Below are 21,660 nucleotides of genomic sequence, written 5' to 3' on the forward strand. Positions count from 1 at the left end.
ATAGGGCGTCAGGAGGGTTGGGAACATGAGAGGAATCGTGCTTGCACTGGCTGTAATAGCCGCGCTAACGCTGATCGGCGCCGGCATTTCTGCAAAGTTGGACGCTGTTGCTATTCAGGATATTGCAACGCTAAAGTCTCAAGCGGAGCGGCATTATGCCGAAGGCTCGTTCGCCGAAGCGCTCAGGCTCTACCAACGAGCGGACGCTCTCACCCTGTCCGAAGTCGATCGTCGCTGGGTCGATTTTCGATTGGCCGACTGCCAATGGCGGTCGCTGGGCGCCGATCGACGACCCGACCAAACGCCTATCGAGGAATCCGAGTCGAAGCTTAAAGCGATCGTCGAGAAAATCAAAGAACCCAAAGATCGAGACCTCGTGTGGGCTTTGGCGGCAGAATCCCTGGGAGATCTTGATCTTCAACACAGGCGCGGCGGCAGCGCTTGGAACTGGTACTCGCAAGCCTTGAGCTACTGGGCGGACCAGACCGAGTTAGAGACCGCTCGTAAGAAATACATCGAGATCGTTTTTCGATACGCTCGCGGGCCGCAAGACAGCGGCGGACCCTGGGGATGGTCGAGATTTGGCTACGAGAGAGTTCCATCGCAATTCCTCGAGAACGCGCTTTCCATTGCCAAAACGGAGAACGATCGCGCTGGGCTGGCGCATCTCTTGGCAATGGCTCTGTTCAATCGAAACGACTTTTCGGGCGCAAAGCGAGCCGAGCAAGCCTTCCTGCTCTCCATTCAACACGGCAAGCGCGTCAAGTGGTACGACGAAGCGCTCTATCACTACGGATTATGGAGCGAACAGCGCGGCGCAACGACGAGGGACGAAAACGGCAACCAGTCGCGCAAATCAGACTTCGAAAAAGCGCTGAAACTCTATCAGCGATTGATCTCCGAGTACAAACAAGAGGAATCGGCCTATTGGGAGAACGCGAGAGACCGAAGCCGCCAAATCACCCAAGAACAGGCTACCGTCATGATCGGCGAGCAGTTTCTGCCCGGTTCGCTCGTTCGCTTCCACGTCGCCTATCGCAACGTAGCGCAGGGCCAGTTCGCTATCTATCGAGTCAATGTGATGACCGACTTTGAGCCGGTCGGCGACCGCTATCGCAACGCAGACCTTTATCGAGCGGAGAGAATTATGGCCCGCCAACCCATAAGAACCTGGCAAAAAACCTTCGCCCAAACAGGCAAACATTACCCCGGCCAAGAGCAGTACGTCCTGGAAGACAAACTTCCCGTCGGCGCCTATCTAATTTCGGTCAAAGCAGGGTCGGCTGCGAGCCATGCGCTTTTGGTCGTAACCGATGCGGCGATCATATCGAACCCGCTCAATCAGGACATGAGCGTTTACATGGCCGATGCGATTTCGGGCCAGCCTGTGCCCAATGCCAAGGTCAAAATCTGGTTCGGCGAATACAACGGTCAGTCCAACCGCTGGAATTGGGTATCCCGAGAGGGGACGTCCAACTCGGATGGAATGGTCCGGATACCCAAGCCCGGAACGTATCAGCGATCGGTCGTCATCGCCGATGCAGACGGGCGCACCGCTTTCATCCCCGATCAATACATCTATGATTATGGCCAGCGCGGTCGTGGATGGATGATCTATGCCTTTACCGACCGTCCTGCATACCGCCCGGGCGATACCGTACAGTGGAAGTCGATCCTGCGCGCTTACCAGGAACAAACCTACGCGACCCCAGCGGGCAAGAGGCTTGAGTTATCGATCACCGATCCAAAGGGCGAAAAGGTGAAGACCGGCCTCATATCCCTCAACGACTTTGGATCCTGTTGGGGCGACCTGGAGCTGACCGACAAAATGCCTTTGGGCCAATACATGCTCCACTTTTCGGACCCTTCCAATGCCAACAACCATATTGGAAGCGCCGTGCTTTTTCGCCTGGAAGAGTACAAACTCCCCGAGTTCAAGGTCAGCGTCTCTACGCTGGAAGAGAACGGCGTTAAGAAGACCTTCCGATTGGGCGAGCCGATCGAGATCGAGATTAAGGCGGAGTTTTACTTTGGAGGCGCCGTTGGGGATGCAGATGTGGACGTTGTGGTGCGCCAGCGCAACTTCTACCCCTACTTTGCGCCAGACCGGCGCTATCCCTGGTACTTTGAAGAGACTCGATATGGCCGATGGGGCTACAACTGGGATCGTGGACAAGAGATTCGGCGAGAGAAACTGAAGACCGATGGCGACGGGCGGGCCCGTTTGACCATCGAAAGCCCGCCGAGCGGGGACAACATCGAGTACATCGTCGAAGCAAGGGTAACCGACTCTTCGCGCCGCGAAATCGTCTCGACCGGCACAGTGCGCGTTACCAATCAGCGCTACTTTGCCCATCTGGATGCGAAACGATTTCTGGTGCGGCCTGGCGACCGAGCCCTATTTGCGCTAAAAACCAAGGACGCCAACAAGAATCCCGTAAGCGCGAGCGGCAAGGCGACCGTTTATCACATCCAGACGGTCGAAACCTGGATAAACCCGCACGGTGTTCGCGTGTCGGGCGCCGAATTGGAGACGGCCCGATCGAAGGGCTTCCCTATGGTCGACGGCCGTAGATGGCAGATGGAAAGCCGTGCGGAAAGGCGCACCAAAGTCAAGGAGATGCCCGTAAACACGACATCGAACGGTGAAGCAGAGTTTGATCTTGTGATCGAAAAGACAGGCGCCTATGAGGTCGTCTGGTTAGGCCCCGAGAGCGACGGCCCGGACGTTAAGGCTCAGACCAACTTCTGGGTAGCCGACCGAAACACCCGGGACGTGGAGCGGTTCCGAAACGGCTTGGAGATCGTCGTCGAGTCGGAGAGTATGAAGGCAGGCGGCTATGGCCGCATCGCCCTGATCTCCGACTCGCCTAACTCTTCCGTGCTGTTGACGCTGGTCGGACAAGGCGTCATCGACCATCGGCTTGTCAGAATGTCGGGCCGAATGGCGGTGGTGGACATGCCGATCGATAGCCGACATGTGCCGAACTTCTATGTCTATGCCTCGACCGTTCGAAACGCGATGTGGCTCACCGATCAGAAAGAAGTGATCGTGCCTCCAGAACAGCAGTTCTTGAACGTCGAGGTCGTAGCGGACAGGGAGGTCTACGAGCCGGGCGAGACCGGCTCTCTGACCATAACCGCAAAGGACCATGCGGGCAAGCCCGTCATAACCGAACTGGGCGTGCGCGTGAGCGACTATGCGGTCGAGTACATTCAGAAGGACGAAACGCTCGACCCTCGCCAGTTCTTCTATGGCGACAAGCGATATAGCTACTTTAGCTACGCCTGTTCGCTCGCTTATCACGGATTGTCGTTGCTCGAAAAGAACAAAGACGGATCTGTACTCGCTCGCTCTCGAGACGAACTGGCCGCCATGCCTGCTAGGGAGAACGCACGGTTTCAAGGCGCCCCAGCCTCGGCCGAGACTGGCGGCAGTGGCGGTTTTGGTGGTCGTGGCGGAGGCTTCGCGCTAGGCGCCGAACTCAAATCGATGGACCTGGCCGCCGCTATGCCATTAGTAGAGCAAGCGCCAGAACAAGAGATAGCCGTCCGAACGGATTTTCGCGCCACCGCCTACTGGAACGCCGCGATCGTTACGGACGCGAACGGCAAAGCGACCGTCCAGTTCAAATATCCCGAATCGACCACTGAATGGCGAGCCGTGGTTCGCGGCGTTACGACATCCACCCAGGTTGGCAAGGGCGAGGCGACCTCGCGAACGCGCAAGCCCATCATTGTGCGGCTACAGGCGCCCCGGTTCTTTGTTGTTGGCGACGAGCCGGTCATCTCGGCAGTCGTTAACAACAACACCGACCAAGCCATGCGCGCCCGAGTCTCTTTGGACGCAGAAGGCATCGATCGAACCGGCAGTCGCGACATCGAACTAACCGTGCCCGCCAATGGCGAAGCCCGCGCCGACTGGAAGACCCGCGTTTTGAACCACGGTCCGGTCAAGTTGAAGACAACGGCTGTCGCAGGCCGCCAGACCGACGGTATGGAGCGGACCTACCTGGCGTTTGAACATGGCATCGATCGCTTAATCGCCAAGTCGGGCAAGTTCGCGTCGAACGAAGCCGCTATTCTGATGGACATCCCCGCAGCGCGGCGCTCGACCGAGTTCGAGGTGATGGTAACGCCCAGCCTGGCCGTAACGATGCTCGACGCGCTGCCCTACCTGATCCGCTATCCCTATGGCTGCACCGAGCAAACCATGAGCCGATTCCTGCCCACCGTGATCGTCAAGAGCACGCTGCAAAAGATGGGCATGAAGCCGGAGGACATCGCTAACAAGGTGTTTGGCGGCATTACGCCCGAAGCGGCCAAACGAATGGCGACCAACCCGCAGGCAATGCTAAAGGAACTGGATCAAGTCATCCAGGCTGGACTGGCGCGGCTGTACGACATGCAGCACGAGGACGGCGGATGGGGCTGGTGGAAGGAGGGCGAATCGGACCTCTGGATGACGGCCTATGTCGTCTGGGGCTTGACGCTGGCACAATCGGCAGACCTCGACTTTGAGCACGATCGACTGGAGCGCGGCAGAGCGTTCCTGCAGACGAAGATTGTAACGGCCAAGAACAATCTGGCCCTGCAAACTTGGGTCCTGCATGCGCTGACCGCGCGAAACGGGAACGGCTCCGGCCCAGAACGCGCCGCGTTTGAGAACCTGTACGAACGCCGAAGCGAACTGCCCTCTTACAGTCTTGCGCTGCTTGCGCTCTCGGCGCACCGAATGGGAATGCGCGAACAGGCGCAGGTGTTGTCTCGAAACCTGGCCAACGGCGCCCAGATCGATAATGCGCCCGACCAATCGATACTGGTCCCCGGGGGCGAGCGCAACCCGCTGGCCGGCAGAACCGCGTTCTGGGGTTCGCGCGGATATTGGTGGAGATGGCACGACGGCCCAGTGGAGAGCACCAGTTTTGTACTGAGCGCTCTGTTAGCCATCGATCCCAAACACGAGCTGATAGAACCCGCGATCAACTGGCTGCTAAAAAACCGACGAGGCGCGCAATGGTCCAACACCCGCGACACCGCGATCGCGATTCTGACCCTCAACGACTATCTAAAAACGACCAACGAGCTCGGCCAGCGTTTTGACTTCGAGGTGTTCTTAAACGGCCGATCGATCGGAAAGCAGAGCGTAACGCCCGAGACTGCGATCTCTGCGCCGAGCCGTTTTGCCGCCGACCCCGAATTGGTGCGAGACGGTCGAAACGAGATTCGGATTGTTCGCACGGGCGAATCCGGCAACCTCTACTTTAGCGTCGAAGCTCGATTCTTCAGTCTGGAGGAGCCGATCCCTGCAGGCGGCCATGAGATCTTCGCCCGGCGAGAATTCTATCGCTACGTCGAGAAGAGAACTCTGCTGAACGGGATCCAGTACGAGCGCGTGCCGCTTCGCGATGGAGAAACCGTGCGCAGCGGCGAGCGAGTCGAGGTCGTCGTTACCGTCGAATCGAAGAATGACTATGAGTATCTGATCTTCGAAGACCTGAAGCCCGCCGGGTTGGAGGCCGTGCAGCTTCAGAGCGGCGCTCCCTTGTATGCCAGAGAGCTGAAGGCGTCTCGCGCGGGCGAGGCGAGCGGCAACCGCGACCCGAACGCGCCTTACACCGGTCGCTCCGCTTGGCTCTATCAGGAGCTGCGAGACCGAAAAGTGGCCATGTTCGCCTCGAGTCTGGAGCAGGGCTTGTGGGAAATCCGGTATGAGCTTCGCGCCGAGGTTCCCGGCAGGTTCCACGCGCTGCCGCTAATGGGCCATGCGATGTACGTGCCGGAGATTCGGTGCAACAGCGACGAAACGCGCTTGACCGTTCTGGACCGTTAGTCGGCAAAGGCCCGGTCGAAAATCGCGTCCAAGTTGCGCAGATGATGGTCGATGTCGCAACAGGTTCTGAGCGCCTCCTCGCTCAGAACCTCTCGCACATCCGGGTCGGCAATCAGGCTGTCTAAGAATGAGCCGCCCTCCCAGGCTTTGGCCGCATTTCGCTGCACCAGTTCATAAGCCCGTTCCCTGGGCAGACCGGCCGAAACAAGCGCAAGCATCACATGCTCGCTAAAGGACAGTTGCCCCATCAGCGCAAGGTTCTGCGCCATCCGTTCGACATTTATGTTTAAGTTTGCGAGGATGTCGTTAAACTTTCGGAGCATGAAATCGACTGCCAGGCAGGCATCGGGAATGACGATCCGCTCGACGCTAGAATTGGTCAGGTCGCGCTCGTGCCAAGTGGAAATCGACTCGAACATGGCCAACGAATAGCCGCGCACCACCCGTGCCAAGCCCGCTACCGTCTCGCAGTTCCAAGGGTTTCGTTTATGCGGCATGGCGGAGGAGCCTGTTTGGCCTTTGGCAAACGCCTCCTGAGTTTCAAGGATCTCGGTGCGTTGGAGGTTGCGCAGCTCCGTAGCGTATCGCTCCAGAGAACCGGCCAAGATGGCCAGAGCGCTCATAAACTCGGCGTGGCGGTCGCGATTGACGATCTGAGTGGAAACCGGATCGGGCTGCAGGCCGAGCTTCTGGCAAACCAATTCTTCGACTTGGGGATCGGCGTTGCCATGGATGCCGACCGCGCCTGAGACCTTGCCCACGCTGATGGCAACTTTTGCCCGTTCCAACCTCTCCAAATTGCGCTTCATCTCGGCGTGCCAGCCCGCTAGCTTGAATCCGAAGGTGATCGGCTCGGCATGGACGCCGTGCGTGCGCCCGATCATCGCTGTGCGTTTGTGCTCCATAGCCCGTCGACGAATGGTATCAGAAAGCGTCTTAGCCTCACTTATGATCAGCTCGATCGCTTGGCGCAACCGAAGGGCCAGCGCGGTATCGACCACATCGTACGAGGTTACTCCAAAGTGGATCCATCGCCCCTCGTCGCCCACGTTCTCGGCCGCGTTGCGCACAAACGCCATCACATCGTGCCGGGTCGTCTTTTCCAGCTCTAGAATCCGGTCGATGTCGAAACGCGCGCGCTGGCGGATGGCCTCGACATCGGCCTTGGGAATGCGGCCGATCTCTGCCATCGCCTCGCAGATAGCGATCTCGACCTCAAGCCAGCTTTGGTACTTGTTCTCCTCGCTCCAAACGCGCTGCATCTCTGGCGAGCTGTATCGGGCAATCATGAGCTGATTCTACTTGACGGGCTATAATCGGCGCGTGAAGGTCATTGTGCGTCCCTTGCCGCAGTCCTTGCGGGTCTCCATCAACGTACTGGTTGCGGCGGGCGCTCGCCACTCTCCAGCGGGAGCGGCGCACTTGGCCGAGCACCTGCTCTTGGCCGATGCCGAGTTGGACGCGCGGTTGGAGTCTTGGGGCGGCACGGTGGACGCGGAGACCGGTTACTCGTTTACCCGCTACTATGCAACCGTTCGAAAGGAGCGCTGGCGGGATGCTCTGGAGGCGTTGTTGCGAGGGCTGAATCGGCTGGACGGAAGTCGGTTTGCTCGCGAAAGGGAGTTGATTCTGCGGGACGAGGCAGCCACCTATTGGTCCGATCCGTTGCGCTCGGCCTTTGATGCGGCAGTCGGCGCCATACTAACCAATGGGGCCGTTACCAGCTTGGTGGGGACCAGGGACGAGCGCCTGTCCCTTGAAGATGTCGCTCGGTTTCATCGCCATGGCTACACGAAGGATCGGTTGTATGTCGCATTGGCAGGCGCGGTCGAGCCCCGAGAAGCAGAAGACATAGTTGCTCGAGCATCATGGCCGGCAACGGGAGAACTCAAGCAGGTTGAGGGCGAACCTCGGCCTAAAATAGAGATCGACTCGACCGTTGTTCCATTCGAGGCGGCGATGACCGCGCTTCCTCTGGCAGAGACTCAATTTGTAGAACTGCTAATGCCGAAACTTATACAAATAGGCGGCTTGGGCGCTGAAACGCGGCTTATCGAAAGGCAACGATTCTTGGCAATCTTTGGCGAGCGCGTGCCGGAGGGCTTAGGCGCCGTTACCAAGATCATTGAGGACGCCAGAGCCGAGTTCCGGCCCAAAGAGTCGGCTGAACAAGAACGAACGATTTCAGCCGTAGCGCGAGAGGCTGTTTTCCAGTTAGCCTTCCCAGACACCCAGCCTCTGCCTTTTGGTTGGGTCAAAGTCGTTGCCAGGCTTGCGAAACCGCCGGTAGTTTCCATCCAAAAACCAACCATCAAGTTCCCTCCAATTACAACCCCAGCATTGAGGCAGCCCCAACCGCTCAAGATGCCCGAGCACACCGTAACGCATCTTGAGTCGGGCATGAAGTTGATTCGCTCCGATAGCCCTGGACCAGTGAAGATGACGCTTAAGCTTCAGACCCCAATGGACGAGCCGCACGATCCGCGTCTGCCCGATCTGATCGCTCGGTGCCTCTTCGCCGAGAGCCTGAACGAGACCTCGACCAGTTGGGCACGACGACTGGCTCGCACGGGCGCGCGATTCTGGGTATTGGCACAGCCCGACGGTTTGAGGCTAGAAGCCGTATCCGATCCAACCACCTGGCAGGAGGCGCTGGATGCCATGCTCGAGGCAGCCTTCCATGCCGATCTGCCGATGCCGCTGCTTCGCAAACAATGCGGAAATATCTGTAAACCGCCAACCGTAACCGATGCGATCCTGACCGCACAAATCGGCCGACTCCGCGATCGGCGTCCAACAACTGCGCAACTCTCAGTCGCGCGCTTTTACTCAAAGTTCGCCGTACCGGCGCAGGCAACCCTCGCCCTAGTCGGTCGCACGGACGAGCGTCAAATCGTGCAGATCGTTCGCCGATACGATCCTCGGCCGATGACACAGGCGAACCCTGCGCCCATAGAGTTCGATCCGGCGCCGCCCCCCTTTTCCTTATTCGCATTACGATACGAGGGCGATATCGATCCCATAATGCCCTATCTTCTTGGCCATGGTCGTGGCTGCCGTCTTTACCGCGTCTTGCGCGGCGCCTGCCAGATAGGCTACGCGATCGGCGCCGCACTACAGGGTTCTGCGCTCACCGTCTGGGCGCAAACCGGCCGCACCGATACAGACCTGACCGACGCGTTGCGATCCATCGTCGATTCCCTAACATCCAATCCTCCCAACCAAGCAGAACTGGATCGAGCGTTTTCGCTTCAGCAAGGCGATCTCGCAAACGCGCTCGACCAGTCGCCCGGCCATGTTCTAATCGAATGGCCGCGGTGGCAGACGAAAGTAAACCGTCCAGAGGAGATTGTCGACGCGACAAAGAAACTCCGGCAGCCCGAGGCGATTCGGCTGTAGCGGCTACTTGGCTTCTTTCGTAACTTTTCCGCCCTCGGTGGGAGAGGCGTCCAGTTCGTTCTTGAAAGTCAGTTCGCCCAGTTTCTTCTCTGTGTAAAAGCGCGCCGTAACGACCACCCTGTCGCCCTCTTTGATCTCTAGCTTGCCGCGAGAATAGACGTGCACCTTGTCGTCCTTCTCGGTCAGGTCGAAGGTTGTGTAATCGTTGCCCGCTTTGGAGGTTCTCAAGCGGAGGTTCTTCACGATGCCCGACGCCTTAACAAGTTTCTTGTCGAACTTGGCCGGCTCGTCGGCAATCTCGGCGACGGTCGCAACGATCGGCTTGGGCGGCGCTTTGGCGCCGTCTTGGACAAACGCCACGCCAAATGCGATAAATAGGGCAAACGCGATGCTGAAAGCTCTCATGTTCTTGTCCTCCAGCTCAGAGTTCTAAACTATGGCGCGGTGTCCTGCTAGAACCTAAACGCCAGCTCCGCGTCCAACGTCCTCGCCCGATAGTTGTACCGCTGAAGCTCCGGATCGAAGTTTCGAAGCTCCCTCAACTTTCCGCTAAAGATCAGCGATATGTTCTCCGTGATCCGATACTCATAACCCAGATTCGCAAAGAAGTCGCGCGACCCCTGATAGCCTTGCGTGCGCGAGGTTCTCCAATCCATAAACACGTTCTGCCGAGGATTGATCGCATATTCTAATCTGCCGCCCAGCGATCCAAGCTTCTGCCGGATCTCGCCTCGCTCGCCCAGCCCGTCTACGATCACGCTCGCCGTGTCCACCTGCTGAACGTCAAAACTCAATGTCCATCGCTTCCAAGGTCCGATTTGCAGCGTCGCGAAGAACATGTCGTTTTCGGAACTACCGCTGCCCGACAAAAATCCAACGCTCTGCTTGGCCCATTGACCGGTAATCGATATCCAATCGAGCGGGCTGTAAGTGGCCGACGCGGCCGTGGTCTTTGCGCTGCTGTTGGATACAAACTCGCCGGCCGATTCCTGAGTAACATGCTGGAAATCTACCGAAAGCGCGGTGAACGGCGTCCACCGCGCTCGAACCGATTGCCCCTTGCCGCTCACCGCATACGACGTCAGCCCGCCGCCAAACGGCGAACCGCCCGAAAACCCGTTGCCATTATAACCATACCCCCAGCCATTATTGAAGCCGCCGCCAAACTGCGTCGGCAGGTTGATCGGGCGAAAACCCGAATCGTTGTCGCTGATCTCGTAGTCCAGCGTTAAAGAGCTCCAAGGCGAATAGTTGACGCTAAAGCGCGATTCGTTAGCCGTCGAGCGTTGCCCTGATTGGAGGATCGTGCTGTTGGCGGCCACCGCATTGAACGAGAGATTGCTCCAAGGCCGCCATGTTGCGTTGCCTCTCAACGAATCGATGTTGTAGGTCGTTGTGGACTGGTTGCCTCCCAATGCGCTTGTCGTCGTGGCGCGAGTGCGCCCAATGTCGGCGCCCACGCTCAGTCGGCCAAATTCGTGCGATACGCGGGCGTTGTCATTGATGTACTTGGAATCAGAGGTCGAGCTCTTGGTGCGGTTTTCGGTCCTGCTAAAGGTGAGCGCAGGAGACTTCGGCTTCGAATAGTTGAACGCCCAGTTTTGGATCGTGCTGTCTGCAGGCTGGACGTTGATACCGCTTCCCGACCCAGACGTAAAGGCCGACACCCGCGATTGATTGCGCGACCATGTGAGCGATGAGAAGTCTGAGAATCGATAGGTGGCGTTGTGTTGGCTTCCGCGCTCGTTTCTCTGAAATCCGACGCTCTCGACGGCGATGTAGGTGGGCGGAATGTCGCGGTAGGCGGCAGAATAGTTGAGCCTGCCAATGTTCAAGTTCGTCGTGGCCGTCTTCGCTGTGCCGCGGATCTTGCCGCCCAATTGGGTCGCCTCGCTATCGGCAATGTTCAGATTCACGCCGCCATACCGACCGATCGGGATCGCAAAGTCGTATCCGACCACTCTTCGATCTCCTGCCAAGCCCGATCCTGGGTCGGGGCGAGGCGTATAGATCGCCTTTACAATCGACGTGCCTGGGATAAATCGACGGAAGTAGAACCGATTGGGCAGCACGGAATCGAAGTAAAAATCGACCTCGATCGTCTGGGGCAGCCCGTCTACAGTGAGGAAAAACGGGTGCCCGGCGTCGATCAGCGGCGGAAACTCTAAGTCATAGGGCGCCGCCGGATTGCCAAAGCCAAAGAATTGGTCGGTGCGCGTGAGCAGCGAACTGGAACCGCGAGATTTCTGTTGAATCGCCGTAACCGCAAAGTTGAAGCCCTTTCCAAAGGGCAAGGTCAGCTTCATGCCGTCGATCCTGCCCGCGTTCGCATTGAAAGCATAAGTCTCGTAGGTAACGACAATGGCCGCGGTCGCCGGGATGATCATGCCCTCGCGAAAGGTCAAGATGCCTGTAACATAGTCGATCCGGTAATCCTCGCCGCGTCGCTTTTCAAGGCCGTCCACCTGAATGCGCTCGCTGCCGTCCACAATCTGGCTCGCCTGAAGATAGTAAGGTCCCGAACTATTGTTGCCCGGAATGGTGATCGTGCGGGCGGCGGCTTTCGTGGTGGACGTTACAAACTGCAGGTTCGATCCGCCGCCAAACTTGGCGACCAGCGAAACGCCTTTCATGGTGCGCTGAAAGCCCGCCAAAGAGGACGTGCCCCCGAGCGATGCCGTAATGTCCCCCACCTCCGCGCCAAAACTCTTGGTTTGATAGGAGAGCGTAACCCTTTGATCGAACGGGTTGCCAAAGCGCGTGTTCGTCCATCGCCAATCAAAGGTCAGTACGTCAAACAGTTTCTGACCGCGAACCGAGAGATCGGTGAAGTCGGTCGTGCGTCTCGCCCCCTCGCCAAATCGGTTCTGATCGTTGAACGACTGTCGATCTCCGTCGATCTCGTGAAGATGGAATCCGACCGTTTTGCTGCCGCCAACCTGAATGCGATCCCACTGCTGGCTAAACCACTGCGATGTCCAAGGTTTGGCCGGCGCCTCGGGCTTCGGTTCGGCGCCCGGCTCCTGGGCGGCGCAGAACCAAGGCAAACAGAGGGCGGCTAAAAAGACAAGGCACAATCTCATATTCCGACGAAACTCTTCGCTTTCTCCAGGGCGGCCAGCGCTCGCTGTTCGGCGCTGGCAGCGCTGACTATTAGACGCTCATTGAGCCTGGTTTGTTGCGCCCAATGCGCCTGCCACGCATCGATGAGACTGTCTGGGGCGAAGCCGTTCATGCTGAGCCTGCCCTCCAGTCCTAACATCGATTGGAGCGCCGAGACCTTTGGATCATAGGCGATCAGGAGCGGGGCAGTGCCGGCTTTCGCCGCAAAGATGCCCGCGTGCAGCCTCATCGCGACCACGGCCGACGCCTGCGCAAAGGCTCTTAGCAGCTCTTGCAAGGTTTCAAACGGCCCAAGGACGGCGCAACCCGATTCTTGGGCTATCTGACGACAAAGAGGCAAGTCCTCGTTCGCTTGCATGGCTATCAGGCAGGGTTCCAGACCGTCGGCCTTCATTTTAACCGCCAGCTTTGTGAAAGCCGACGCCGGGTCTGTAGCGGGCCACGGTCGAGGCGATAGGATCGCGATGTTGGTCTTTTGCTCGCTTGGCATCTCTAAGGCAAACGTCGCGTCCGAACCTAAGATCGCTTCTTGCCGAACGCCGATCGATTTGAGCAAAGCCAATGACGCTTCGTCCCTCACCGAGAGGTGCCCAACGTCTCGCAATGCCCAACGAACCATGGCTCGGCTGATTCTCCGTCTAAACGGACCTAAGCCCTGTAACACCAACCCGACCCGCTTCGTCTTCCTTTGTCCTGCGCGGATAAGCGAAACATAGTAGACCAGCGATCGCAAGCTGGTCGCGTCTTGTAGCAGGCTCCCCCCGCCCAATACTAGCGAGGTTGCTTTCTCAAGCGCTTGGCCAAACTGAACTGAAGGGTATCGAGCAACGCTATGGGGATGCCTGGATCGCAAAGGGTCGGCAGTAGCGACGGTGCATCGATCCGATCCGAACGCCCTCACTACCGCCTCTAACGATGCCTCGTCGCCCCAATTGCCAAAGCCGTAGTAACCGCAGACCAGAACCATCAGCGCATGGCGTACCAGTCCAGCGCCATCCGTTCGACGGCGTGGCGGCTGGCATCGGCCAGATAGGGCGTGATGCCAAAAACGATCAAACCAACCGCGCAGATAAGAATGCATAGACCGAGGCCGGCAGGGATCGCCCAGGGCTTCGCGCCCTCTTCCGCAGGCGAATCGATGTAGATCGAGCGAATGAGATTAAGGTAGTAGCCCGCGCCGATCACGCTATTGATGACCAAGACCACCGCCAACCAGATGTAGTTAGCCTGGACGGCGCCGATCAACAGATGCCACTTGCCAAAGAACCCTGCGCTGGGCGGTATGCCCGTTAAGGAAAAGAGCATGACCAGCATCGCGGCAGCGGCAACTGGCTGACGATGCCATAGACCCTTCAAGCCGTCCAGCGAGGTGTCGTCGCCCGCTCGCGCCATCAGCGTCAGCACGGCAAAGGCGCCGATCGACATCAGCGAATAGGCGACCAGATAGTAGACAATCCCGGTCAGGCCCTCTACGTTGCCGCTGATCATGCCGACCATCAAGTACCCCGCGTGCGCAATGCTGGAGTAAGCCAACATCCGCTTCGCATCCCGCTGCACGATGGCCGCCAAATTGCCGAGCGTCATGGAAGCGATCGCGATAACGGTCAACGCCGGTTCCCAAATCTCCTTCATCGGATACATCTGGCCAAGTGTGCGAACGAGCACCGCGACAGCGGCAGCCTTCGAAACAGCCGACATATAGGCCGTTACAACGGTCGGCGCGCCTTGGTAAACGTCCGGCGTCCACATATGGAACGGCACAAGCGCCGTCTTGAACGCTAAGCCGACCAGCAACAGCGCCATCCCTGCGATCAGCAGGCTTCGGCCACCCTCGTTCTCCGTCCACGAGCTAGCGATGTTGGTCAGATCGGCCCCGCCCGTCGCGCCAAAGATCATCGCGATTCCATAGAGGAAGAAGGCCGACGCGAACGCGCCCAACAGAAAATACTTGAGCGCCGCTTCCTCAGATCGCACCTCAGAACGCGCGAACCCGGTCAGAACGTAGAGCGCGATAGAGAGAATCTCCAGACCCAAGAAGATGATGATCAGGTCGGTCGATGAGACCATTACCATCGCTCCGGCCGTTGCAAAGAGCATCATGGGATAAAACTCGCCCAGATGGATGTTCTTCGCGGTCAAATAATCGTCGGCAAAGAGAAAGGCCAAGATCGTCGCGCCGATAAGGATCAAGTTCAGCATCGCCGAAAATTGATCGGTTACCATCATTCCGCCAAACGAACGGATGCTGACGTCCCAGATCGTAACTTGGCTCAAGCCGGCCGCCAACAGACCGAAAATGCCCAGCCCCGCCAGCCACTGATTGCGCGACTTGGGCATGAACAGCTCGGCGATCAGTAGCACGAGCGCCGTGCCCAGCACAATAATGAGCGGCCTGAGCGAGATCAAGTCGATATCGGGTAGAGGGAAGGTAACCTCAGGCATCAGTTCTCCTCCGACAACAGTTCCGACGCGATCTCGCCGATCGCTCGCAAGCAGTCTTCGGGCGCGTCGGTCGCCACGGCGCAACCTGGCGCCAGCACAAATCCATAGGGCGTTTCTTGATGGAGAGCGTCGGCAGCCTCGGTCGCAATCTCCCTTCGGCCATATTCGGGCAAGCGCATCTCGTTGATCCCGCCCATCACACACCGCTTGAACATCGCGCTGCCTTGGGAAAGCGAGAGATTCGAAGCCCGATCGCTCCAGCAGTAGATGGCCGCTGGCATATCGGCCACAAGCTCGCCGTACAACTCGCCATAGCCATGAAGATGCAGCACGTTGAACGGCGCCGAACTCGCGCTCTCGAGCAACCGGCGATCGCGCTCTTGAAAGTATCGCTTGTACGTGTCAGGATCGCCCGTATCCTCGCTGGCGCCGTTCACCGCAAAGTAAATCCCGTCCGTGATTTTGATCGCCTCGCGAGCATACGCCTCTAAGTTGTCGTAAATGACGGAAATTCCCTCCGCGACAGCCTCCGGATGATCGCGCAAATGCTCCGAAAGCCGCTTGCCGCAAAGCTTATTCGCGTAGTACTGAGCATTGAACACGGTCTCGATCATGGGCACATCGTTCGGCAGTCCGGCCCGAATCTGGCGAAGGACCTCCAAATGCGCGCCGAAGTTGCCCTGGGTTGGGCCCAGTCGCCTCAATTGTCGCCAATCCTCTGCCGATGCGATGCCGGAAGATTCATAAGGCGCGTCGTGCATCACCTTCAGCAAATCTGGCCGATATCGATGCCAAAACTCCAAGGTCGCTTTAGGCATCTGTTCGACATATATGGCCAAGTCGTCCGGCCTTTCCTCGCAATACTCTTCTCGCAAAGCGGGTGGAAACCAATCCAAAGGCCGAAAGTGGTACCAGAAGCCGAATGCGGGTCGATCGGCCTTGCGACCTTGGACGGCGGCTTCCAATCGCGCTCGACTCGTCATTGAGGCGCCACCGGAGATTGCCGCCCTGGTCCCGAAGGCGCATATTCTAACTGGTAGACGATGGGAAGTTCGCCCGCTCGCCAGCTGGGCCGCTCGCCCATGGGCAGCGCCGACTGGCGCACCGCGTTCTCTATCGACGCCTCCATCTTCTCGGTAAACGTGGAGGGATAGAGGCCAAACCAGAAGATCAGCACGATCAGCGGCGCCATGATGGCGATCTCGAACGGTTTCAGATCCTTCAGAACCTTGTTCTCTTCCTTCTCCACCGGCCCGTAAAACGCGCGCTGGAACATCCAAAGCAGATAAACCGCTGCCAAGATGACGCCCGATGCGCCGAGCACGACGAACCAGAGGCTCGTGCCGAACCCGCCGGCATAGTTCGTTTTGAACGCGCCGAGCAGACAGAGAAATTCGCCGACAAACCCGTTGGTGCCTGGCAGGCCGACGGAAGAGAGCATCACGATCAAAAAGAGCGCGGCGTAGATGGGCATCTGCTTCTTCAGCCCGCCAAACTCGCTGATCTTGCGCGTGTGGCGACGCTCGTACAGCATCCCGAATAGCAAGAACAGCGCGCCCGTCGAAATGCCGTGATTGATCTGCTGAAGCACGCTGCCCGTATAACCCTCGGCGTTCAAGGCAAACAGGCCCAGCATGACAAACCCCATGTGGCTGACGCTGGAATAGGCGATCAATCGCTTCATGTCGGTCTGCATCGCCGCCACAATCGCGCCGTAGATGATGCCCACCACCGCTAGCCCCATTGCAAACGGCGCCATGGTCTGAGTCGCATCGGGGAAGAGCGGCATACAAAATCGCAAGAACCCGTATGTGCCCATCTTCAGCAGCACGCCCGCCAAGATCACGCTGCCCGCCGTTGGCGCGTCGGTGTGCGCGTCGGGAAGCCATGTATGGAACGGGAACACCGGCACCTTGATCGCAAACGCCAGCGCAAACGCGCCAAAAAGCCAAAGCTGCGTGGCTACAGGTATTCCGTTTACTGCCGCGTAAGCCTGCAGATCGATCAGATTAAACGACGAGACGCCCGTCGCGTTCAGATGCATCCAATAAAGCGCGACGATGGCCACCAGCATCAGCACAGAACCCAGAAACGTGTAGACAAAGAACTTGACCGCGGAATAGAGGCGGTTCTCGCTTCCAAAGATGCCGATCAAGAAGTACATCGGGATCAGCGTCAACTCCCAGAATACATAAAAGAGCGCCATGTCCAAAGCGCAGAACACGCCGATCATGCCGCTCTCCAACAGTAGCATGAAGATCATAAACTCCTTCACGCGCTTTTGGATATAGAACGATATCCAGACCGAAAGCGCGCTGAGAAAGGTGGTCAGGATCACCATCCAAAGGCTGATGCCGTCGATCCCTAAGTGATAAGTAATGCCGTAGCGCGGCATCCAGCTTCGAAGCTCCTGAAACTGAAACTGGTGCGTGCCGCTCTGAAACCCGCCGACCAACAGCAAAGAAAGCGCGAACACGACGACCGTCAGCAACAGTGCGCCATATCGCACAGCCGAAACCTGCTCCTTCGGAACCAGAGCCAAAATAGCTGCGCCGATGATCGGAAGGAAGATCAGCCAGGTCAACAGGTTCGGTATCTCGATCATGGTTCGCTATCTCATCCCAAAGTAAAAAGCCACGGCGATCAGCAATATCGCGCCGGTCAGCATGGTCAGCGCGTAGTTGCGCACATAGCCGGTCTGAGCCAGTCGCAACAGCGACCCGCCCTGCTTTGCCAAGAACCCGGCCCCGTTCACGAACAGCCTATCGATAATCGACTCGTCGATAACCCGCTTGAAGAACGCCCCGATCAATCCGCCGACGCGAATCCCCAAGAAACTCATCAGCCTGTCGTAGCCCCATTGGCGGTGCATCCAGCCCCAAATCCCGCTCAGCGATTCCTGAGCCTTGGAGAATCCCTTTCGATAAATGCCCCAACCAATGAACATGGCGGCCAACGCGACCGCGACCGACACAATGGCCAAAGTGTTGGCCAAATCGTGCGCCAGCTCGCCCAATTGATCCTTGCTCAGCACGCTCGCATGGGTAACCGGCTCCAAAAAGTGCTCAAAATCGTGCTTGCCCGGCATTAGCATCCCTGCGCCGAACAGCAATGAAGGGATTGCCAGCAGTATCAGCGGCAACCAAATGACCGGCTTTTGCTCCTTGGGCTTGCCGTGATGATGGCCATGATCGTCATGGCTATGATCCCCATGCTCTTCCCATCGCGGCTTGGTTCCAAAAGTGAGCGTCATCATGCGCGTCATGTAGATGGTCGTCAGCGCCGCCGTGCCCAATCCAATGGCGAACAACACTCGGTTCAGTTCGGTTATCCCCGACACATAGGTGAACGCCAAAATCTCATCCTTTGACCAGAATCCCGCGAAGGGAAAGATGCCGGAGATGGCAAAAAGCGCTACCAACATCGTGCCAAAAGTGATCGGCAGATACTTGCGCAAGCCGCCCATCCGCCGCATGTCCTGTTCGTGATGCATCGCCATGATCACCGAGCCGGAACCCAGGAACAGCAGCGCCTTAAAGAACGCATGGGTGGTAACGTGAAACATCGCGACCCAAAACGCGCCGATGCCGCAAGCCAAGAACATGTAGCCCAGTTGGCTCACCGTCGAATAGGCCATCACCTTCTTGATGTCCGTCTGAGCCAAGGCGATCGTCGCCGCAAAGACCGCCGTCGCCGCGCCCACTATCGCCACGATCACCATCGCATCGGGCGCCATCTCGAACAGCACATGGTTGCGCGAGACCATGTAAACGCCGGCCGTAACCATCGTGGCGGCGTGGATCAATGCCGACACGGGAGTCGGACCGGCCATCGCGTCGGGAAGCCAAAAGTAAAGCGGCAATTGCGCCGACTTGCCCGCCGCGCCAATAAACAGGCACAAGGCAATCGCCATCGCCAAGGTCGAGTTCGGCTCTAACTTCCCAGGCGCCTCTTCTGCAATATGACCGAAGCCAAACGTGCCAAAGGTAACGAATACCAAGAACATCCCGATCATAAACGCCCAGTCGCCGATGCGATTGACGATAAAGGCCTTGTTTGCCGAATCGGTGTTGTATTTCCACTCCTTGTTTCGATACCAAAAGCCGATCAGCAGGTAGCTGCAAAGCCCCACGCCCTCCCAGCCGACGAACATCACCACAAAGTTGTTGGCCAGCACCAAAGTGAGCATAAAGACGATGAACAGGTTGAAATAAGTGAAGAACCGCGGGTAATCCTCGTCCTCTGCCATGTATCCGGTCGCATAGACGTGGATCAGTCCGCCGACCCCGGTTACGATCAAGCACATCAACACCGAGAGGGGATCGACCACGAACTCGAATGGAATGTGCACCGAAGCGACCTTGATCCAATCGAACAGGGTCGAAACATGTCCCTCGCCGTGCGAAACCTGCTGATAGAGCAGGACGCTAACGGCGAACGAGGCGAGCACAGCGATCGATGCAAAAGCGCCCACGATGCGCTTGCCCATATCGCCCATAGTCCGAACCAGGTAGCCGCCCGCCAGCGCGCAGAAAAGGAACCCGATCAACGGGAAGAGCGGCACCAGCCAAACCATGTTCAGATCGCTCGGCATCTCTCTCTCATTCCCTCAGCAAGTTGACCTCGTCCACGTCGATGCTCTCTCGAAGCCGAAAGATCGCCATGATAATGCCCAATCCGACCGCAACCTCCGCCGCTGCGACCGCTATGACGAACACCACATACATCTGCCCGGCCATCTGCGCCTCCACGTTGGGATTAAACCGAGCAAAAGCCAAAAAACTAAGGTTGACCGCGTTCAGCATCAGCTCGATGCACATAAAGATCACGATCGGGTTCTTCTTGATGACGACGCCCATCGCGCCGCACGCGAACATAAAGCCGCTCAAGGTGAGGTATGCGTTCAAGGGGATCGTCGTTTCCACGCGCTATAGCCTCCTCTTAGCCAACAGAATCGATCCCACAATGCCGACCAGCAATAGCACAGAGGTCAGCTCGAACGGCAGCGCCCAGTGCGAAAAGAGCGCGTTCCCAATGTTCTTGATCGTGCCCGGCGCTTGCATCGGTCCGGCGGGCGGACCTTGTATGGCAGAGAAGACCTGCGCTCCCAACAGCGCGAACATCCCAAGCCCCATCGCCAAAGCTGCCCAGCGCTTGACTTCTACCGGCTCCTTCGCCGCCTCGGGAGAGCCTAAATTGAGCAGCATGATCACGAACAGAAACAGCACCATGATCGCGCCCGTGTAGACGATCACCTGCACCACGCCCAAAAAGTGCGCCTGCAGAGTGATATAGATCATCGCCAAAGTAAAGAAGTTAACCACTAGCATCAAGGCGCTGCGCACCGGATTGTTGGTCTTGATGACGCCGATGCTCGTAACCACGATGATCAGCGCGAACAGGCCGAAGAGCAGCTTCTCAACCATGCTGGGTCGAACCTCCCCACGGCGTTGCTTGATCGTGCATCGTAACCGATCGCGTCTCGACGTTCATCCGTCGCATCATCACCCACATCAGATAGGCAAAGGCTAACGCAACGTAAGCGATCAAGGTCGGAACCCAGCCAAAACCGATATAGGTCGCCGCTAACATCAGGTTGATCAGCGCCAGCGGGAACAGCGCCTTCCAACCCAGCGACATCAACTGATCGTATCGCAGCCTGGGCAAGGTCGCCCGCAGCCAGACAAAGAAAGCGAAGAAAAAGAACATCTTGAGCATAAACCACAGCGGCGCGATGAACCAATTAGAAACCGTATGAATGCCCGCGACCAACCCCGCGATGGGCAGATCGGCCGTCGCCTCCTGCAGCATCGCCAGCGGCTGAATGTTCAGCGGCGGCAGATAGCCGCCCATAAAGCAGGTGATCAAAATGCCGCTGATGATCAGCATCGACGCATACTCGCCCATAAAGAACACCGCGAACTTCATGCTGCTGTACTCGGTGTGATAGCCCGCGATCAGCTCGCTCTCGGCCTCGGGCAGATCGAACGGCGTGCGGTTCGTCTCCGCCGTCATCGAGATCAAAAAGATGATCGCCCCGACAAAGCCCCAAGGCGTGAACAGGTGCCAATTGGGAATCCAGTCGACAACGCCCCATAGAGGCCCGGACTGCGCCGCAACCATGTCGGTCATCCGTAGCGAGCCGGTTACCAGAATCACCGCGCCCAGCGCCAGCCCCATGCCTAATTCGTAACTGATCAGCTGCGCCGAGGCGCGCAAACCGCCCAATAGAGAATATTTGTTGTTCGATGCCCAACCTGCCAATACCACGCCATAAACATTGAGCGACGAAATGGCCAGGAAATAAAGAACGCCCGCATCGATGTCGGCGATGGGCGTCAATTGGCGATTTGGCCCCCAGGGCAGCGTGGCGGCGGCCACAAAGGCAGGGAAGAGCGCGACGGCGGGCGCCAGCCACCAGATCGCCCGATCCACCGATAGGGGCATGATCTCTTCCTTAAAGAAGAGTTTGAGGCCGTCGGCAATGGGCTGAAGCAGACCAAACGGGCCGACGCGATTGGGGCCGATGCGATCCTGCATCCAAGAGAGCACGCGCCGCTCGATCCAGATCAGGCCGGGAACAATGGCGAGAATAAAGCCCAACACGATGCCGATCCGGGCTAATCCCCACAACAGGTCGGTCAGCGTCAAAGATCGCCCTCCATGGCGCGTTTCACTAGGCAGATTCTACCCGACCTGAGGAACGCAATCGGGGGAACGCCAGGTTTCCGCCTGGCCTCCTCTGTGATTTTCGTGTTCTTCGACCGACGCATAGAGCCGCCGATCGGCAAAACTCTCGCGACCCTCTGGGCGCGATCTGTGGAGGGTCGGCAATGTCCGTTCGATCCTGCCTTAGGACTGGG

At 58.1% G+C, this 21,660-nt stretch carries 13 protein-coding genes; 2 read left to right on the forward strand and 11 right to left on the reverse strand.

Annotation, left to right across the window (positions count from 1 at the left end; genetic code table 11):
* Window positions 1-25: 25 nt before the first annotated feature.
* On the forward strand, window positions 26-5,833 hold the full coding sequence (locus HUU60_02960; protein NUL81666.1) for an alpha-2-macroglobulin: 5,808 nt from the start codon (window positions 26-28) through the stop codon (window positions 5,831-5,833).
* Here the strand turns inward: HUU60_02960 and HUU60_02965 are convergent.
* Complete coding sequence (locus HUU60_02965) at window positions 5,830-7,122, reverse strand: adenylosuccinate lyase (GenBank protein NUL81667.1); 1,293 nt, start codon at window positions 7,120-7,122, stop codon at window positions 5,830-5,832. The two genes, HUU60_02960 and HUU60_02965, sit on opposite strands and share 4 nt — an antisense overlap.
* Window positions 7,123-7,156: 34 nt before the next feature.
* Here HUU60_02965 and HUU60_02970 point away from each other — a divergent pair, with 34 nt between their 5' ends.
* Entirely contained in the window at window positions 7,157-9,232 is a 2,076-nt protein-coding gene (locus HUU60_02970) for an insulinase family protein (GenBank protein NUL81668.1), read from the forward strand.
* A 3-nt stretch (window positions 9,233-9,235) separates the two neighbouring features.
* Here the strand turns inward: HUU60_02970 and HUU60_02975 are convergent, their stop codons facing one another.
* From HUU60_02975 to nuoH, 10 genes are read right to left on the reverse strand one after another with little or no spacing between them, the layout of a single operon-like run.
* Window positions 9,236-9,637: a hypothetical protein gene (locus tag HUU60_02975; GenBank protein NUL81669.1), complete on the reverse strand. Its 402-nt coding sequence runs from the start codon at window positions 9,635-9,637 to the stop codon at window positions 9,236-9,238.
* 47 nt (window positions 9,638-9,684) lie between these two features.
* The gene (locus tag HUU60_02980; protein ID NUL81670.1) at window positions 9,685-12,315 is read right to left on the reverse strand and encodes a hypothetical protein; all 2,631 of its coding nucleotides are present in this window, start codon (window positions 12,313-12,315) and stop codon (window positions 9,685-9,687) included.
* Window positions 12,312-13,322, reverse strand: coding sequence for a polysaccharide pyruvyl transferase CsaB (csaB, locus tag HUU60_02985; GenBank protein ID NUL81671.1), 1,011 nt, complete (start codon window positions 13,320-13,322; stop codon window positions 12,312-12,314). Before csaB ends, HUU60_02980 begins: the two co-directional genes overlap by 4 nt.
* Window positions 13,322-14,797 carry an NADH-quinone oxidoreductase subunit N gene (locus HUU60_02990; GenBank protein ID NUL81672.1) on the reverse strand — a complete coding sequence of 492 codons (1,476 nt, stop codon included), beginning with the start codon at window positions 14,795-14,797 and terminating at the stop codon, window positions 13,322-13,324. Before HUU60_02990 ends, csaB begins: the two co-directional genes overlap by 1 nt.
* The gene (locus HUU60_02995) at window positions 14,797-15,780 is read right to left on the reverse strand and encodes a hypothetical protein (GenBank protein ID NUL81673.1); all 984 of its coding nucleotides are present in this window, start codon (window positions 15,778-15,780) and stop codon (window positions 14,797-14,799) included. The genes HUU60_02990 and HUU60_02995 overlap by 1 nt, the downstream gene beginning before the upstream one ends.
* The gene (locus HUU60_03000) at window positions 15,777-17,402 is read right to left on the reverse strand and encodes an NADH-quinone oxidoreductase subunit M (protein NUL81674.1); all 1,626 of its coding nucleotides are present in this window, start codon (window positions 17,400-17,402) and stop codon (window positions 15,777-15,779) included. Before HUU60_03000 ends, HUU60_02995 begins: the two co-directional genes overlap by 4 nt.
* 6 nt (window positions 17,403-17,408) lie before the next feature.
* Entirely contained in the window at window positions 17,409-19,391 is a 1,983-nt protein-coding gene (nuoL, locus tag HUU60_03005) for an NADH-quinone oxidoreductase subunit L (GenBank protein ID NUL81675.1), read from the reverse strand.
* Window positions 19,392-19,398: 7 nt separating this feature from the next.
* Window positions 19,399-19,722 carry an NADH-quinone oxidoreductase subunit NuoK gene (nuoK, locus tag HUU60_03010; protein ID NUL81676.1) on the reverse strand — a complete coding sequence of 108 codons (324 nt, stop codon included), beginning with the start codon at window positions 19,720-19,722 and terminating at the stop codon, window positions 19,399-19,401.
* A gap of 3 nt (window positions 19,723-19,725) precedes the next feature.
* Entirely contained in the window at window positions 19,726-20,223 is a 498-nt protein-coding gene (locus HUU60_03015; GenBank protein NUL81677.1) for an NADH-quinone oxidoreductase subunit J, read from the reverse strand.
* Window positions 20,216-21,442, reverse strand: coding sequence for an NADH-quinone oxidoreductase subunit NuoH (gene nuoH / locus HUU60_03020; GenBank protein NUL81678.1), 1,227 nt, complete (start codon window positions 21,440-21,442; stop codon window positions 20,216-20,218). Before nuoH ends, HUU60_03015 begins: the two co-directional genes overlap by 8 nt.
* Window positions 21,443-21,660: the final 218 nt, after the last annotated feature.

The sequence above is a fragment of the Armatimonadota bacterium genome (genome assembly GCA_013359125.1).
GTDB lineage: Bacteria > Armatimonadota > Fimbriimonadia > Fimbriimonadales > GBS-DC > JABWCR01.